This is a genomic window from Falsiroseomonas ponticola, assembly GCF_016805305.1.
Taxonomy (GTDB): Bacteria; Pseudomonadota; Alphaproteobacteria; order Acetobacterales; family Acetobacteraceae; genus Falsiroseomonas; species Falsiroseomonas ponticola.
The window spans coordinates 716,185-730,661 of the sequence record NZ_JAERQN010000001.1; the positions used below are offsets into that span (position 1 = coordinate 716,185).

Consider the following 14,477-nt stretch of genomic DNA (forward strand, 5'->3'; position numbering starts at 1 on the left):
TCACCTGGGCTGTCAACCCGCCATGCTCGCCGATGCGCTCGCCCTCCATGCCCGCATGCGCCCCACCCATCCCGCGCTGCTGGCCGATGGCGTGGCGCTGGACCATGCGGCACTCGATGCCGCGGTGAACCGCCTGGCGCAGGCGCTGCTGGCGCGCGGTGTCGCGCCCGGCGCGCGCCTCGCCCTCTGCCTCGGCGATCATCCGCTGCACGTCGTCGCGCTCTGGTCTCTCGCGCGGCTCGGCATCGCCGTGCTGCCGATGGATCATCGCTGGTCCCCGGCGGAGCGTGCCGCCGCGCGCGCCGTCTTCCCCTGCGCGCACAGCCTGGTGGAGCCCCGCTGCGCCGATGCCCTGCCTGGCGAGATCATCGCCGACGACGCCTTCCTCGCCGAAGTCGCCGCCGCCCCCGCCACGCCGCCGCCGCGCCCGGCCGATGACGATCCGCCCCTCGTCGTGGCACTTTCCTCCGGCACCACCGGCACGCCGAAGGGGCCGCTGATCCGCCATTCCCACATGCGGGCGCGCTTCATCGGCCATCATGTCGGCCTCGGCTTCGATCGTGCCGACCGCTTCCTGGTGGCGACGCCGCTGCACCATGGCGGCGGCCGCGGCTTCGCCATGTCCGTGCTCTGGGCCGGCGCCACGCTGCGGCTCTTCTGCCCGCCCTGGGACCCGCCGGCGCTGGACCAGGCCATCGCCGGTTTCGCCGCCACCGCCACCTTCCTGGTGCCGACGCAGCTGCGCCGCTGCCTCGCCGCCTGCGCGCCCGATGCGCCGCCGCGCTGGCCCGGCCTGCGCACCCTCATCTCCACCGGCGCCGCGCTGGCGCCGGCGGAGCGCCTGGCCGTGCGCGCCCGCCTCTCGCCCCGCCTGCACGACTATTACGGCAGCACGGAGGGCGGCGGCGCCACGGTGCTGCCGCCCGGCGAGATGGACGATCACGGCGACAGCGTCGGCCGCGCGGGCTTCGGCATCGATCTCCAGGTGGTGGATGCCGCCGGCAACGCGCTGCCCCCCGGGGAGGAAGGCGCGATCCGCTGGCGCGGCCCTTCCGTGCCCGATGACGTGCCCGGCGACCCCGCCTTCCGCCATGGCTGGTTCCGCCCCGGCGATCGCGGCGTGATCGATTCCGGCGGCTGGCTGCGCGTCACGGGCCGGGAAGGGGAGATGATCATCCGCGGCGGCGCCAACATCCACCCGCGTGAGGTGGAGGAAGCGCTGCGCGCCATCCCCGGCGTTGAGGACGCCGCCGTCCTCGGCATCCCCGACGCCGAATACGGGCAGGAAGTCGCGGCGGCGGTCATCGCCCCCGGCCTCGATCCCGCAGCGTTGCGCGAAGCCGCCGCGACGCGCCTCGCCGCCTACAAGGTGCCGCGCCGCTGGGCGCTGGTTGCAACCCTGCCCCGCAATGCCGGGGGGAAGGTGGTGAAGGCCGCCCTGCTGCCGCTCTTCGCTGGCTCGGGCTAGGGTGCCGCGCATGGAACTCAGGGCGGATGTGCTGGTCGCCGGCGGCGGCATGGCGGGCATCGTGGCGGCCATCGCGGCGGCGCGGGCGGGGGCGGATGTGCTGCTGGTGGAACGCTGGGGCTTCCTCGGCGGCGCCGCCACCGCGGCGGCTGTCGGCCAGTTCGTGGGCTGGGAAACCGCCACCGGCCGCCGCGTGGTCGCCGGCATCGCGGAGGAAGTGGTCGCGCGCCTCATGGCCCTCGGCGCCAGCGACGGCCATTCGTATTTCACCATGTCCACCGGCCACCGCATGGACCGCGTCTGCTACGACCCGGAAGTGCTGAAGCCCGTGCTGGATTTCATGGCGCAGGAAGCCGGCGTGCGGCTGCTGTTTCATGCCTCCATCCTCGACGCGCAGCGCACGGGCGGCACCATCACGTCGGTCGATCTCCTCACCAAGGCCGGTGTCTGGCGCGTGCTGCCGCGCATCGTCATCGATGCCTCCGGCGATCTCGACCTGCTCGCGCGCCTCGGCGCGGATTTCCTGCCGCTCGAGGAAGGCCAGGCGATGCAGCCCGCAACGGCGATGTTCCGCTTCGGGCCCATCGACCTCGCCGTCTTCGACGCCCTCTCGCCGCAGGACCTCGCCGCGCTGTCCCGCCAGGGAGTGGCCGAAGGCCGCCTTGCCCGCGCCGCCCTCCACGCCAGCCGCATCGAGGGCACGCGCGACGCCTGGTTCAACATCGGCCGCCTGGCCTTCGACGCCACGGACCCGCTGGCGCTCTCCGCGGCCGAGGTCGAGGGCCGCCGCCAGTCCCTCGCCGCCAGCGCCTTCCTGCGTGATCTGGTGCCGGGCTGCGCGCAGGGGCGCCTCGTCGCCTTCGCGCCGCAGATCGGCGTGCGCGAAAGCCGCCGCATCCGCGGCCTGCATGTGCTGGCGGAGGAGGAGCTGCGCGCCGCCACCCCCTTCGCCGACCGCATCGCCTGGGGCGCCTATCCCATGGACATCCACCCCGCCAAGGGCGCCGGCCTGCACTTCGAAGGCTTCGGCGAGGACCATGCCTATGCCATCCCGCTGCGGTCCCTGCTGCCGCTCGGCTTCGACAATGCGCTGGTCGCGGGGCGCGGCATCTCCGCCACCCACAAGGCGCATGCGGCCACCCGCGTGATGCCGACCGTCATGGCCATCGGCCAGGCCGCGGGCCTCGCGGCCGCCATGGCCGCGCGCGGCAATGCCGCGCCCGCCTCCTGCGACGTGCCGGCCCTGCAAGCCGCCCTGCGAGAAGGCGGTGCCCATCTGCCATGAGGAGGAAGCCCCGATGACCCTCACCCGCCGCGCTTTGCCCGCGCTGCTCCTCGCCACGCCCGCCCTCGCGCAGCCCGCCTGGCCCACGCGCCCCGTGCGCCTCATCGTCCCCTTCGCGCCTGGCGGCCCCGCGGACATCCTGGCGCGCATGCTGGCGGAATTCTTCACGCCGCGCCTCGGCCAGCCCTGCATCGTGGAGAACCATGCCGGCGCCGGCGGCATGATCGGCACGCGCGTCGCCGCCAGCAGCAGTGATGCGCATACCCTGCTGCTCGGCAGTGTCAGCATGACCATCGTGCCGCATCTCGCGACGCAGCCCGTGGGCTATGACGTCACCACGGATTTCGTCCCCGTCGGCCTCGTCGCCTCCGCGCCCTTCGTGCTGGTGGTGCCCGCCGCCTCGCCCCTTCGCGACCTGCCGGGCCTGGTCGCCGCATCGCGCACACGACCGCTGAACGCGGGCAACAGCGGGAATGGCACGCTTTCCCACCTCGCCATCGAGGTCTTTCGCACCCGCACCGGCGCGGCGGTGGAGTCCGTCGCCTATCGCGGGGAAGGCCAGATGCTGCCGGACCTCGTCGCCGGCAATATCGGCTTCTCCTTCGCCTCCCTCTCCTCCGCCCTGCCGCTGATCCGCGACGGCAGGCTGCGCGCGCTCGCCGTGCTCGGCCCCGCGCGGCTGGAGGCGCTGCCGGAGGTGCCGACGCTGGCCGAACAGGGCGTGCGCGATGTGGAGGCCGATGGCTGGCAGGCGCTCTTCGCCAACAAGGCCGTGCCGCCTGCGGGCATCGACCGCCTGCGCGCGCTGCTGGCGGAAGCCCTGGCCGACCCTGCCATCGCCGCCCGCATCACGGGCTTCGGCCTGCTGCGCGCGGCCCGCGACCCCGCCGCCTTCGCCACCCTCTTCACCGAGGAATATCGCCGATGGGGCGAGGTGGTGCGCGCCGGCGGCATCCGCGCGGAATGAAGCACGAGACCGATGCCCTGATCCTCGGCTCCGGCGCTGCCGGGCTGACGGCGGCGCTGACCGCCGCCAAGGCGGGGCTGCGCGTCACCGTCCTGGAGAAGACGGACCGCCTCGGCGGCACCAGCGCCATGTCCGGCGCCGGCACCTGGATTCCCGCCAACCACCACGCCGCCGCCGCGGGCATCGAGGACAGCGAGGCCGATGCGCTCGCCTACATCCGCGCCGCCGCACCCGAGGGTTGGGCGAAGACCGAGGACGCGCTCTGGCAGCGCCTGGTCGAGGCCTCGCCGGCCATGCTGCGCTTCGTGGAAGAAAACTCCCCGCTGCGCTTCGCCCTGACGCCCGAGCCCGACCCGCTGCGCGACCTGCCCGGCGCCCGGAAGCGCGGCCGCATGCTCTCGCCGCTGCCGCTCTCCCGCTGGAAGGCCGGGCGCTTCGCGCTGCGCATCCGCAAATCCACCATCCCCGAACTCTTCACCTATCACGAGGCCGTCGAGACCGACCTCTACCACCATCCCTTCCGCACGGCCTGGCAGCTCTGGCCGCGGCTGCTCTGGCGCATCCTGACCAACACGCGCGGCAAGGGCACGGCACTCATCACCGGGCTGCTGCGCGGCTGCCTCGATGCCGGCGTGCAGATCGAACTCGAAGCCTGCGCGGTGGAGCTGACGCGCGACGAGACGGGCGCCATCACCGGTGCCATCGTGGAACAGCGTGGCGCCCGCCACACCATCACCGCCCGGCGCGGCGTCGTCATCGCCACCGGCGGCTTCGAATGGGATTCCGCGCTGCTGGCGCAGCACTTCCCCGGCCCCGTGGACTACCTCGGCAGCCCCGCCGGCAACACCGGCGATGGCCACCGCATGGCAGCGGAAGCCGGCGCCGCCCTCGCCCATATGGACCAGGCGACGCTCACCCCCTCCATCCCCACCACGCTGCACGGCCGCCTCATGGCGCGCCCCGTGCCCTTCCACACCGAACCCAACGCCATCATCGTCAACCGCCACGCGCAGCGCTTCGCCAACGAGCTGCGCTTCAACATCGGTGAGTCGATGGATGAACGAGACGCCGCCGGCAACCCGGTGCAGCTGCCCTGCTGGGTCATCAGCGATGCCCGCCTGCTGGACCGCCTGCCCCCCGCCCGCTGGGGCGCCCGCGCCGATCCCGCCTGGCTGAAACGCGCCGACACCATCGCGGACCTCGCGCAACAGACGGGCCTCGACGCGACGGCACTCGCGGAAACCATCGCGCGCTACAACGCCCACTGCGCGGCGCAGAAGGACAGCGACTTCAACCGCCCCTCCGCCGCGGATGCCGCCGCCTCCGGCGACAAGCGCCGCCGTGGCGGGCTGGAAGCGATCGAACGCACGCCCTTCCTCGCCATGCCCTTCAACCGATCGATCCTCGGCACCAAGGGCGGACCCCGCACCAACGAACACGCGGAAGTCCTGCGGCCCGATGGCAGCGTCATCGCGGGACTCTTCGCGGCTGGCGCGTCATCGGCCAATCCGCTCGGCACGCGCGGCGTGGGGACGGGGACGACGATCGGGCCGTATATGACCTGGGGCTATGTGGCGGGGCAGAGGCTGGCGACACGGAACTGATGCGAGGCGCTGCCTCGCGCTCCGCCGGGGGGCGTGGCGCCCCCCGGACCCCGCCTCAACCGAAGGCGAGACTGGGCAACCATGTCGCGATACCGGGGAAGAGGCAGAGCAGGAACACACCCAGCAGCAGCGCGATCCAGTAGGGCAGGGCGGCGACCGCCGCCTCGCCCAGCTTCACCTCGCCCCCGGTGATGCCGACCAGCACGAACAGGTTCATCCCCACCGGCGGCGTCAGCATCCCCACCTCGATCATGATGGTGACGACCACCCCCAGCCACACCGGATCGAACCCCACGCCCGTCAGCAGCGGAAACACCAGCGGCAAGGTCATGATCATCATCGACAGGCCATCGAAGAAACAGCCGAGGATGAGATAGACGACGACCACCACCAGCAGCAGCAGCCACTTCGACAGGCCCCACTCCGACACCACCGTCAGCATCTGCTGCGGCAGGCCCAGCAGGCTGATCGCCTGCGCCAGCACCAGCGCACCCACGAAGACCATCGCGATCACCGCGAAGGTCCGCACCGTGCCGATCAACGCCACGCCCACGCCGCGCAACGTCAGGTCGCCGATGGTGAAGCCGAGGATCGCGGCCGCGGCCACGCCAACCCCCGCGGCCTCCGTCGGCGTCGCCAGCCCCGCGAAGAGGCTGCCCAGCACCGCCACGATCAGCACCAGCAGCGGCAGCACCGCGGGCAATCCCCGCACCGCCTCCCCGATCGCCACCCGCTTCTCCTCCGGCGCGATGGCGGGGTTGCGCAGCGCCGCGAAGACGATCCAGCCCATGAAGATCGCCGCCATCATCAGGCCCGGCAGCACGCCCGCGATGAACAAGCGCCCGATCGAGGTATCCGTCAGCGCCCCATAGATCAGCAGCGACAAGGATGGCGGGATCAGCAGCCCGAGCGTCCCGCCCGCCGCCAGAGTCCCCACCGTCTCCGCCCGGTCATAGCCCCGCGACTTCAACTCGGGATACGCCACGGACCCCACCGCCGCGGCGACGGACATGGAGGATCCGGACACCGCCCCGAAGATCGTGCAGACCGCGATGTTGGTGTGCAGCAACCCCCCCGGCAGCCGCCCGAAGAAGGGCGCCATGGCGCGATACACGCCCCGCGCCAGCCCGGACGCCACCAGCAACTCCCCCAGCAGGATGAACAGCGGGATGGCGGTCAGCGTGAACTCGTTCAGCGTGTTCCACACCGTCTGCACGCCGATGCGCGTCGATCCGCCGGCGAAGAAATGCAGGATGGCGAAGCCCGTCAGCCCCAGCGCCGCGCCCAGCACGGCGCCCGACAGCACGGTGGCCGTCAGCATCCCCAGCAGCGTGGTCCAGATCACAGATGCGCCGCCTTCTCATCCGGCGGCGGCCGCAACGCGACCCAGGCCGCCACCAGCCCCGTGACACCCAGGCTCACCGGCATCAGCACCACCCAGGGGCCGAGCGGCAGCCGCGCCTGCTCGCTCATCAGCTTCAGCATCAGCGTGAACTCGGCGATCGCCCAGCCCTCCCACGCGAAGACCGCGCAGAAGGCGACCATGATGCATTGCCCCAGGAACCAGGCGACGCGCTTGCCCAGCGGCGGCAGCCTGTCCGTCACCAGCGTCACCCGGATGTTGGCATTCCCCGCCATCGCGAAGGGCAGCGCCAGGAACGCCATGGCCGACAGCAGCAGCCCCGACAGCTCCTCCGTGAAGCGGAACGGCGCCGCGACGGCGTAGCGCATCACCACCGCCGCCACGACCAGCCCCAATATCGCCGCGCAGCACGCGGCCGAAAGGGCGAGCAGCCCGCGCGTCGCCAGCAGCAACGCGCGGTCGATGGCCTGCATCAGTTCCCGGTCAGCGCGGATTGGATGCGCGCGCGCCAGGCCGGGCCCTGCCCGCCGGCCTCCCGCATCAGCGTGTCCCATGTGTTGAGCGCCGCGGTGCGGATGGCCTGCTGCTCGGCCTCGGTGAAGGTCGGGTGGAAGGTCACGCCGGCCTCCCGAAGCCGCACCCGCGCCGCCTCGTCATCCGCCGCATCCTGCTCGAACCGCGCGCTGCGCTGTTCCATCGCGGCCGTCGCCTGCTGCAGCGCCGTGCGGTTCTCCGCCGACAGCGCCCGGAACCGTGCCTGGTGCGCCATCACGATGTAGGGCGTGGGCGGGAAGGCGAAGCCCGTGCTCGTCGCGTGCTTCGCCACTTCCTGCAGGCTGATCGTGTGCACGATGCGCGGCGGATACAGCGCGCAATCCACCACGCCCGTCTGCATCGCGCTGTACAGCTCCTGCTGCGGCACGATCTGCGCCGCGACGCCGAGCGTCCGGAAGGTTTCCACCTGCTCCCGCGACCCCACGCGCAGCTTCACGCGCCGCAACTCATCCAGGCTCCGCACGGGGCTGCGGCAGAACACCGCCGCATCCAGCAGGCCGAGCTGCATGTACCCCACCGGCTCGATGTTCCACCGGCGAATACCCTCGTTCAGGCTCTGCTGCAGCGCCGGCATGATGCGGTTCAGCTCTTGCGCGTTGCGGATCAGCCCGAAGACCAGGATGGAGGACATGGCCGCATCGTCGCGCCCCAGGAAGGGCGGCCAGATGAAGCTGATCTCCGGCGTGCCGCCCTGCATGGTGCGCAGCGCGTCCGCATCCCTGAGGTTCATGGCATTGCCTTCGAAGACGTTCAGCACGAAGCGGCCATTGCTCCGCGTGCGCACATCGGCGGCCAGCTCCCGCACATGCTGGCTCTCGATCCGCGTCGGCGCGTAGCTGTTGTGGAAGCGCCACTCCGTCGTCTGGGCCTGCGCCCCGCCCGCCATCAGCGCCGCCAGCGCCCCCAGCACGAACCGCTTCATGACAGTCACTCCCATCCCATCCGCGCGACGATAGGGGCCACGCGGGATGATTGACAATCTGTCACGCCCACCCTGCGATGCGCGGATGCCAGGACATGTCGATCGCGCCCGCGCCGCGGGGATGATGGAGGCAGCGGGGCTCGATGCCCTGCTGGTCGTCTCGCCGGAGGCCTTCGCCTGGGCCACCGGCGCCCCCGCCGGCGTCGCGGCCGGCTGGCGTCGCCTCGGCGCCGCCATGGCCGTCATCCCCGCCGATCCCGGGCAGCCCGTCGGTGCCGTGGCCAGCGACCTCTTCGCGCCCTCGGCGCAGGCCGCCGGCTGCGCGCCGCTCCGCACCCATCCCATCTGGCCGGAGGCCCTGTCGCTCCGCGCCGTGATGCGGGACGGCGCCAGCGCCGCGGAACTGGTGGCCGCGGCCACGGCTGACCGTCCCCCCGGCTTCGCCCGCCCCGCCACCTTCGACCGCGCCGCGGCGCTGGCGGAGCTGCGCGCCCTGCTTTCCGACCAGCGCCTCGCCACCGCGCGCCTCGGCGTGGAGTTCTCCGCCGTCCCCGCCGCCGACCTCGCCGCGCTGGAAGCCGCCATCGCCCCCGCGCGCCTCGCCGACGCCTCCGCCCTGCTCGACCGCCTGCGCGCCCACAAATCCCCGGCGGAAATCGCCCTGCTCCGCCAGGCCGGCGCCATCACGGAGGCCGCCTTCCACGCCTTCATCCCCGCGATGCGGGAAGGCGCGACGCGCCCCGCCCTCGGCCGCCATTTCCTCGACCTGGTGCAGCAGCACGGGCGGGACGCCACCGCGCCCGTCACGGCGTGGGAGTATGTCGGCTTCGGCACCTCCCCCTGGTCCAGCCCCGGCGGCCTGCAGCGCGGCTACGTCATCAAGGTCGATGTCGGCGCCGTGGTCGGCGGCTATTCGGCGGATCTCGCCCGGACCTTCACCCTCGGCCCCGCCCCCTGCCTCGCGAAGGAGGTCTTCGCCCCCCTGCTGGATGCCTTCGAAGCCGGCCGCGCCCTGTTCCGGCCCGGCACCGAACTGAGGAAAATCCACGAAACCTGCCTGCGCACCGTGCGCGAAGCCGGCTTCCCCTCCTACGCCCGCGGCCATTTCGGCCATGGCCTCGGCGCCTCCATCTGGTCGGAGGAATGGCCCTTCACCGCCGCCGACAGCGAGGTGGTGCTGGAACCCGGCATGGTCATGGCCTTCGAGCTGCCCTGGTACCTCGACGGCATCGGCGGCTTCATCGTGGAGGACATGCTGCTGGTCACCGACACGGGCGCGGAGACGCTGGCCGGCGCCACCCTGCCGCGCGGCCTGGTCGAACTGTGACGGCACCGGCGGCGTTGCAGCGCCGCCACCGCACAGGGATTCCCGCCATGCCGCCCACGCCGCCCGAAGGCCGCTTCGCCGTGGTGCGCATGCTGGCGCAGGGCTGGTGGCTGTTCCTGCTGCGCGGCGTGGCGGGCATCCTGTTCGGCCTGCTGGCGCTGTTCGCCCCGGGCCTCGGCCTGGCCTTCGTCCTCGGCTTCCTCGCCGCCTTCCTGCTGGTGGAGGGCATCGCCACCCTCGCCCAGGCCGCCCGCGGCGCGCCGGACCTGGCGGGCAACCGGTCCCGCACCTGGCTCTGGATCGATGGCATCGCCTCCACCCTCGCCGGCATCGGCGTGCTGGTGATGCCCGGCGTCTCCGCCGTGCTGCTGGTGGTGATGGTCGGCGCCTGGGCCGCCATCGTCGGCGCCATGCGCCTGGTCATGGCCTTCCGCAGCGGCGATGTGCTGATGGGCCTGCTCGGCGCGCTCGCGGTCCTCGTCGGCGCCTGGATGATCGTGGCACCCGGCCCCGGCCTGCTCGCCCTGGTCTGGCTGGTCGGCGTGCAGGCGCTGGTCACGGGCGGGCTCTTCCTCGCCATCGGCTGGCGGCTGCGGCGGATCGCGAAGGATCCGCACGGACCCGCCCCTCAGGCGTAGATCACGTCATCCGCGGTCAGGCCGGTCACGCCCCGCAGCCAAATCTCCCCCTGGCTGCCGTCGAAGCCCGTGATGTGGACCATCACGCCCCCGGCCCGGATCTCCCAGGACACGGCCTCGGGCGCGATGCCCTCGAAGCGCAGCCGGTCCTGGCCCTGGGCGAAGTCCAGCACCTGGTCCCGCGCCGCGCCCACCCCCGCATCCAGCCCGAAGGCCGCCGGCGCCGCGGTGAAGCCGAAGACGAAGACATCCAGCCCCGCGCCCCCCGTCAGCCGGTCCGCGCCGAGCCCGCCCACCAGCAAATCATCCCCATCCCCGCCCAGCAGCCGGTCCGCCCCCCATTCGCCCAGCAGCAGGTCATGGCCCTCCGCCCCTTCCAGCGTGTCGTCGCCGCCCGCGCCCTGGATGACGTCGTCGCCCGCGCCGCCCTGCAGACGGTCCGCGCCGTCGTCCCGCGCCAGGAAGGCGCCGCCCTGCCCGGGGCCGGGGAACAGGCCGCCGCCCGTGATGGTGTCGTTGCCCGCGCCGCCCTGCACCGTGTCCCGGCCATAGCCCGCGAAGACCACGTCATCGCCGCCCAGGCCCTGGATGACATTGCCGCCCCCCGGCACCTGCCCGGCCGGGTCGCCCAGGATCACGTCGCCCTCCTGCGTGCCCCGCAGCCGGTCCGCCCCCGAAAGACCCGTCAGAACCGCCATGATCCACCCCCGCGCAATGGATCGTATACTATTCGCTTCTGCCGGCAGGGCAGCCCCCGGCGGAAGCACGAGCGCGTGTGCCCGCTACCGCGCCGGTGGCGCCAGCACCTTGGCGGTGTGGTTGCAGAACGCGAGGGCCGGGCACCGCCAGCATTCCGGCATGCGCGCCTTGCAGATGTAGCGGCCATGCAGGATCAGCCAGTGATGGGCGTCCCGCAGCATCTCCGGCGGGCAGCGCTTCACCAGGCCATCCTCCACCTGCCGCGTGGTCTTGCCCGGCGCGATGCCGGTGCGGTTGCCGAGGCGGAAGATGTGCGTATCCACCGCCATCGTCTCCTGCCCGAAGGCCACGTTGAGCACGACATTCGCGGTCTTGCGGCCGACGCCGGGCAGCGCCTCCAGCGCCTTGCGGTCCTCCGGCACCACGCCGCCATGGCGGTCCAGCAGCAGCTGGGACAGGGCGACGACGTTGCGCGCCTTGCCCTGCCACAGCCCGATCCGGCGGATGTGGCGTGCCACCCCCTCCACCCCCAGCGCCACCATGGCGGCGGGGGTGGCGGCTTCCTCGAACAGCGTCGCCGTCGCCTTGTTCACCGCCACATCGGTGGTCTGGGCGGAGAGCGCCACCGCCACCAGCAGCGTATAGGCATCGCGGAAATGCAGCTCCGTCTCCGGCGCCGGGTTGGCCGCCGCCAGGGCGCGCAGGAAGGCGGCCGCCTGGTCGGCCTTCATCACCTTGGCGCGACGGGTCCGCGGCGCGGCCGGCGGCGCGGCCTTGGCTTTCGCCGCCCTGGCGGGCGTGGCGGCGGATTTTTTCGGGCGGGGCGGTGTTGTCTGGGGCATGGCGTTCCCGCAGCCCTACCCCATACTGGAAGGCGATGTCAGCCGCTTCCGACCCGATCCTGTTCGAGGCCGTCAGCACGCCGCCCCGCAGCCTGAGCGACCGCGGCATGCGCTGGCTTGCCGTGCTGTGCTGCCTGGGCGCCGCCATCCCCGCCGTGCTCTTCACCCTGCTCGGCGCCTGGCCCGTCCTGCCCTTCCTGGGCATGGAGGTGATGCTCGTCCTCTTCCTGGTCACGCTGCACCGCCGCTGGACCAAGGCGGCGCGGGAGGTGGTGCGCCTGACGGAAGGGCGGCTCAGCGTCGTCACCGCCGATGGCCGCGGCGGCCGAAGGGTGACGGAGTTCGAGCCCTACTGGACCCGCGTGGCGCTGGAGGAGGAGGTGGAGGGTTCGCCCCGCCTGCTGCTGGTGCAGCGCGGCCGCCGGATCGAGCTGGGCGGCTTCCTGGCGCCGGAGGAGAAGCGGGACCTGGCCCGCGCCCTCTCCGCCGCGCTGACGCGCTACCGCAACCCGGTCTTCGACAACCCGCAACTGCGCTGAGGGCGCCGCGGGCACGCCCCGGGGACGAGTGCCGCCCCGTGCGTTCCGGTGGGCGCTACGCGATGGGCGCTATTCGATCGGCGCCAGGCTCTTGATCAGGTCGAAGACCCGCTTGCGGACGGAGGGATCCGTGATGCGGTAATAGGCGCGGACCAGTTCCAGCGTCTCCCGCCGGTGCAGCGTGTCGTCCTCGAAGCCTTCCTGCACTTCCTGGAAGCCGCCGAAGCGACGGTTCTGCTGGCTGCCCCCCATCTCCGGCGGCATGTCGTCGAAGAAGAAGCCGATCGGCACGTCCAGCACGCGGGAAAGGTCGAACAGGCGGCTGGCGCCGATCCGGTTCACGCCGCGCTCATACTTCTGGACCTGCTGGAAGGTCAGGCCGAGCGCTTCGCCCAGCTTCTCCTGGCTCATTCCCAGCAGCGTGCGGCGCAGGCGGACCCGGCTGCCTACATGCACGTCGATCGGGCTCGGACGGTGCTCGCGCTCCGCCCGCTCGACGACGTCTTCACTCGCCATGACCAACACTCCGAACTCCGCGCCAGAAAGGTTACCAACCCTTGCTGGGGCCGTCCTGGCCCGGTTGGGACCCATCACCGCGTGCATAACGACGGTCTTCGGGCCGGCCCAAGGGGTATCGGCGTGGTAGGACTTTGTCAACTCTTTTGAGAAATCTCATTAATGTGCACGCCCGCTACGCGCATCGCAGCCCCTCGTCAGCCCGCTAGGGGGCATGAGTCCTGCGTCGGGAGAGAATACCCGACGCCCCACCTACCCCCACGAGAAGCATGACCGGCATCCACAATCCCAGGATGGCGAAGGGTGTCGGGCTTCCCGCCGCGGGCAGCGGCGCCAGCACAACCCCGGTCGCCGCCAGCCCCATCCGCTCCACCTCCCGCCCCCTGGCGTCGAAGACGGCGGAGATCCCGGTCTGCGCGGCGCGCGCCAGCGGCAGGCCCTCCTCCACCGCGCGCAGCCGGGCCGCGGCCAGGTGCTGGTAGGGCCCGGCGGAGACGCCGAACCAGGCATCATTCGTCACATTCACCAGGAAGCCCGGCCGCGCCGCCGGCGTGACGGCGCCGGGGAAGATCACCTCGTAGCAGATCAGCCCGCCGAAGCCCGGCAGGCCGGGCAGGTCGATGCGGCGCAGCCCGGGCCCCGGCGTGAAATCCAGCGCGGAGAGCACGAGGCGGATCGGCAGCAGCCCGCGCAGCGGCGTGTATTCGCCGAAGGGCACCAGATGCGCCTTGTCATAGGCATCCAGCACCGTCCCCTGCGCATCCAGCGCCACCAGGCTGTTCCAGACCCGGGTCGGCCGGCCATCGGGCGCGAATTCCGCGCGGACGGACCCCGCCAGCAGCGTCGCCCCCGGCGGCAGGGGCGCGGTGGCCAGCCGCGCCGCGGCCGGGTCATTCGCCAGCAGATAGGGGCTCGCCGTCTCCGGCCAGATCACCAGGATGCGGCTGTCCGGCGCATCGCGCCGCGCCGCCTGCACCCCGGCCGCCGTCAGGTCGATGTAGCGCTGGAAGATCGGGATGCGGCTTTCCTCCCGCCACTTCGCCTCCTGCGCCACATTGCCCTGCACCAGCACCAGCGCCACCGGCGCGGGATCCGGCTCCTGCGGCAGCAGGCGGACAAGGCCGAAGGCCGCGAACAGCAGCAGCGCCGCCAGGCTGCCCGCCGCGCCGCGCCAGCCCCGCAGCGGCGCCAGCGCCATCAGCAGCGTCGCCAGGCTCAGCCCATGCACCCCGATCCAGGCCGCCGCCTGGATGGGCAGGGCGCCGAAGGCCCAGACCGTGCCGATGAGGTTCCAGGGAAAGCCGGTGAAGAGGATGCCGCGCAGCAGCTCCGCCGCCACCCAGGCCGCGGCGAAGGCCAGGATGCGCGGCCAGCCCGGCGCCGCCCGCCGCGCCACCAGCGCCGGCACCACGGTGAAGGCCGCCAGCGGGATGGCCAGCCCCGGCACCGCCAGCGGCACCAGCCACCAGTAGCGCTCGGCCTCCGTCAGGATGGCGTTGGTCAGCCAATGCAGGCCCGCGACATGGAAGCCCCAGCCCCAGGCGAAGGCGACCAGCGCCGCCCGGCGCGCCGTCGGCGCCTCCATCGTCATGATGAAGAGGCCCGGCAGGGCCAGCAGCAGCACCGGCACCGCATGCACCGGCGGCAGGGCCAGGGCGGCGAAGGCGCCCAGCCCGAAGGCGGTCGCCAGCGCCCGCCAGAAGCCCGGGCCATGCAGGCGGCGCGTGAGCGCCCCGCGAAGGCGCTGCACGC

At 72.6% G+C, this 14,477-nt stretch carries 14 protein-coding genes; 7 read left to right on the forward strand and 7 right to left on the reverse strand.

The window, feature by feature from the left end:
* The first annotated feature begins 22 nt into the window (after positions 1–22).
* From JJI54_RS03475 to JJI54_RS03490, 4 genes are read left to right on the forward strand one after another with little or no spacing between them, the layout of a single operon-like run.
* A complete protein-coding gene (locus JJI54_RS03475; RefSeq protein WP_203070951.1) occupies positions 23–1,468 on the forward strand; it encodes a class I adenylate-forming enzyme family protein in 1,446 nt (481 codons plus the stop codon).
* A gap of 10 nt (positions 1,469–1,478) precedes the next feature.
* The gene (locus JJI54_RS03480; RefSeq protein ID WP_203070953.1) at positions 1,479–2,753 is read left to right on the forward strand and encodes an FAD-dependent oxidoreductase; all 1,275 of its coding nucleotides are present in this window, start codon (positions 1,479–1,481) and stop codon (positions 2,751–2,753) included.
* Positions 2,754–2,766: 13 nt separating this feature from the next.
* On the forward strand, positions 2,767–3,720 hold the full coding sequence (locus tag JJI54_RS03485; protein ID WP_203070955.1) for a Bug family tripartite tricarboxylate transporter substrate binding protein: 954 nt from the start codon (positions 2,767–2,769) through the stop codon (positions 3,718–3,720).
* Positions 3,717–5,324 (forward strand): FAD-dependent oxidoreductase, encoded by a 1,608-nt coding sequence (locus JJI54_RS03490; RefSeq protein WP_203070957.1) that lies wholly within the window; start codon positions 3,717–3,719, stop codon positions 5,322–5,324. Before JJI54_RS03485 ends, JJI54_RS03490 begins: the two co-directional genes overlap by 4 nt.
* Positions 5,325–5,379: 55 nt before the next feature.
* Here the strand turns inward: JJI54_RS03490 and JJI54_RS03495 are convergent, their stop codons facing one another.
* From JJI54_RS03495 to JJI54_RS03505, 3 genes are read right to left on the reverse strand one after another with little or no spacing between them, the layout of a single operon-like run.
* Positions 5,380–6,669 carry a TRAP transporter large permease gene (locus JJI54_RS03495; RefSeq protein ID WP_203070958.1) on the reverse strand — a complete coding sequence of 430 codons (1,290 nt, stop codon included), beginning with the start codon at positions 6,667–6,669 and terminating at the stop codon, positions 5,380–5,382.
* Positions 6,666–7,160, reverse strand: coding sequence for a TRAP transporter small permease (locus JJI54_RS03500; RefSeq protein ID WP_203070960.1), 495 nt, complete (start codon positions 7,158–7,160; stop codon positions 6,666–6,668). Before JJI54_RS03500 ends, JJI54_RS03495 begins: the two co-directional genes overlap by 4 nt.
* The gene (locus JJI54_RS03505; RefSeq protein ID WP_203070963.1) at positions 7,160–8,164 is read right to left on the reverse strand and encodes a TRAP transporter substrate-binding protein; all 1,005 of its coding nucleotides are present in this window, start codon (positions 8,162–8,164) and stop codon (positions 7,160–7,162) included. The genes JJI54_RS03500 and JJI54_RS03505 overlap by 1 nt, the downstream gene beginning before the upstream one ends.
* 85 nt (positions 8,165–8,249) lie before the next feature.
* Here JJI54_RS03505 and JJI54_RS03510 point away from each other — a divergent pair, with 85 nt between their 5' ends.
* Both JJI54_RS03510 and JJI54_RS03515 read left to right on the forward strand, forming a co-directional pair.
* Positions 8,250–9,491, forward strand: a complete 1,242-nt coding sequence (locus tag JJI54_RS03510) for a M24 family metallopeptidase (RefSeq protein WP_203070965.1) — start codon at positions 8,250–8,252, stop codon at positions 9,489–9,491.
* A gap of 47 nt (positions 9,492–9,538) precedes the next feature.
* Positions 9,539–10,129 carry an HdeD family acid-resistance protein gene (locus JJI54_RS03515; protein WP_203070967.1) on the forward strand — a complete coding sequence of 197 codons (591 nt, stop codon included), beginning with the start codon at positions 9,539–9,541 and terminating at the stop codon, positions 10,127–10,129.
* Here the strand turns inward: JJI54_RS03515 and JJI54_RS03520 are convergent.
* Together JJI54_RS03520 and nth are read right to left on the reverse strand one after the other, a co-directional pair.
* Positions 10,120–10,827 (reverse strand): calcium-binding protein, encoded by a 708-nt coding sequence (locus JJI54_RS03520; RefSeq protein WP_203070969.1) that lies wholly within the window; start codon positions 10,825–10,827, stop codon positions 10,120–10,122. The two genes, JJI54_RS03515 and JJI54_RS03520, sit on opposite strands and share 10 nt — an antisense overlap.
* An 84-nt stretch (positions 10,828–10,911) precedes the next feature.
* Positions 10,912–11,559, reverse strand: a complete 648-nt coding sequence (nth, locus tag JJI54_RS03525) for an endonuclease III (protein WP_226381484.1) — start codon at positions 11,557–11,559, stop codon at positions 10,912–10,914.
* A gap of 146 nt (positions 11,560–11,705) precedes the next feature.
* Between nth and JJI54_RS03530 the strand changes: the two genes are divergently transcribed.
* Positions 11,706–12,209, forward strand: a complete 504-nt coding sequence (locus tag JJI54_RS03530; RefSeq protein WP_203070973.1) for a DUF2244 domain-containing protein — start codon at positions 11,706–11,708, stop codon at positions 12,207–12,209.
* A gap of 69 nt (positions 12,210–12,278) precedes the next feature.
* Here the strand turns inward: JJI54_RS03530 and JJI54_RS03535 are convergent, their stop codons facing one another.
* Positions 12,279–12,725: a helix-turn-helix domain-containing protein gene (locus JJI54_RS03535; RefSeq protein WP_203070975.1), complete on the reverse strand. Its 447-nt coding sequence runs from the start codon at positions 12,723–12,725 to the stop codon at positions 12,279–12,281.
* A gap of 205 nt (positions 12,726–12,930) precedes the next feature.
* Positions 12,931–14,475, reverse strand: a complete 1,545-nt coding sequence (gene lnt / locus JJI54_RS03540; protein ID WP_318987439.1) for an apolipoprotein N-acyltransferase — start codon at positions 14,473–14,475, stop codon at positions 12,931–12,933.
* Between the last annotated feature and the right edge of the window lie 2 nt (positions 14,476–14,477).

Coding starts and splice junctions, on each gene's coding strand:
- JJI54_RS03505 (WP_203070963.1), bottom strand. CDS start 8,164: ATGAAGCGGTTCGTGCTGGGGGCGCTGGCGGCGCTGATGGCGGGCGGG.
- JJI54_RS03475 (WP_203070951.1), top strand. CDS start 23: ATGCTCGCCGATGCGCTCGCCCTCCATGCCCGCATGCGCCCCACCCAT.
- JJI54_RS03490 (WP_203070957.1), top strand. CDS start 3,717: ATGAAGCACGAGACCGATGCCCTGATCCTCGGCTCCGGCGCTGCCGGG.
- JJI54_RS03510 (WP_203070965.1), top strand. CDS start 8,250: ATGCCAGGACATGTCGATCGCGCCCGCGCCGCGGGGATGATGGAGGCA.
- JJI54_RS03530 (WP_203070973.1), top strand. CDS start 11,706: ATGTCAGCCGCTTCCGACCCGATCCTGTTCGAGGCCGTCAGCACGCCG.
- JJI54_RS03535 (WP_203070975.1), bottom strand. CDS start 12,725: ATGGCGAGTGAAGACGTCGTCGAGCGGGCGGAGCGCGAGCACCGTCCG.
- JJI54_RS03480 (WP_203070953.1), top strand. CDS start 1,479: ATGGAACTCAGGGCGGATGTGCTGGTCGCCGGCGGCGGCATGGCGGGC.
- nth (WP_226381484.1), bottom strand. CDS start 11,559: ATGAAGGCCGACCAGGCGGCCGCCTTCCTGCGCGCCCTGGCGGCGGCC.
- JJI54_RS03520 (WP_203070969.1), bottom strand. CDS start 10,827: ATGGCGGTTCTGACGGGTCTTTCGGGGGCGGACCGGCTGCGGGGCACG.
- JJI54_RS03515 (WP_203070967.1), top strand. CDS start 9,539: ATGCCGCCCACGCCGCCCGAAGGCCGCTTCGCCGTGGTGCGCATGCTG.
- JJI54_RS03485 (WP_203070955.1), top strand. CDS start 2,767: ATGACCCTCACCCGCCGCGCTTTGCCCGCGCTGCTCCTCGCCACGCCC.
- JJI54_RS03500 (WP_203070960.1), bottom strand. CDS start 7,160: ATGCAGGCCATCGACCGCGCGTTGCTGCTGGCGACGCGCGGGCTGCTC.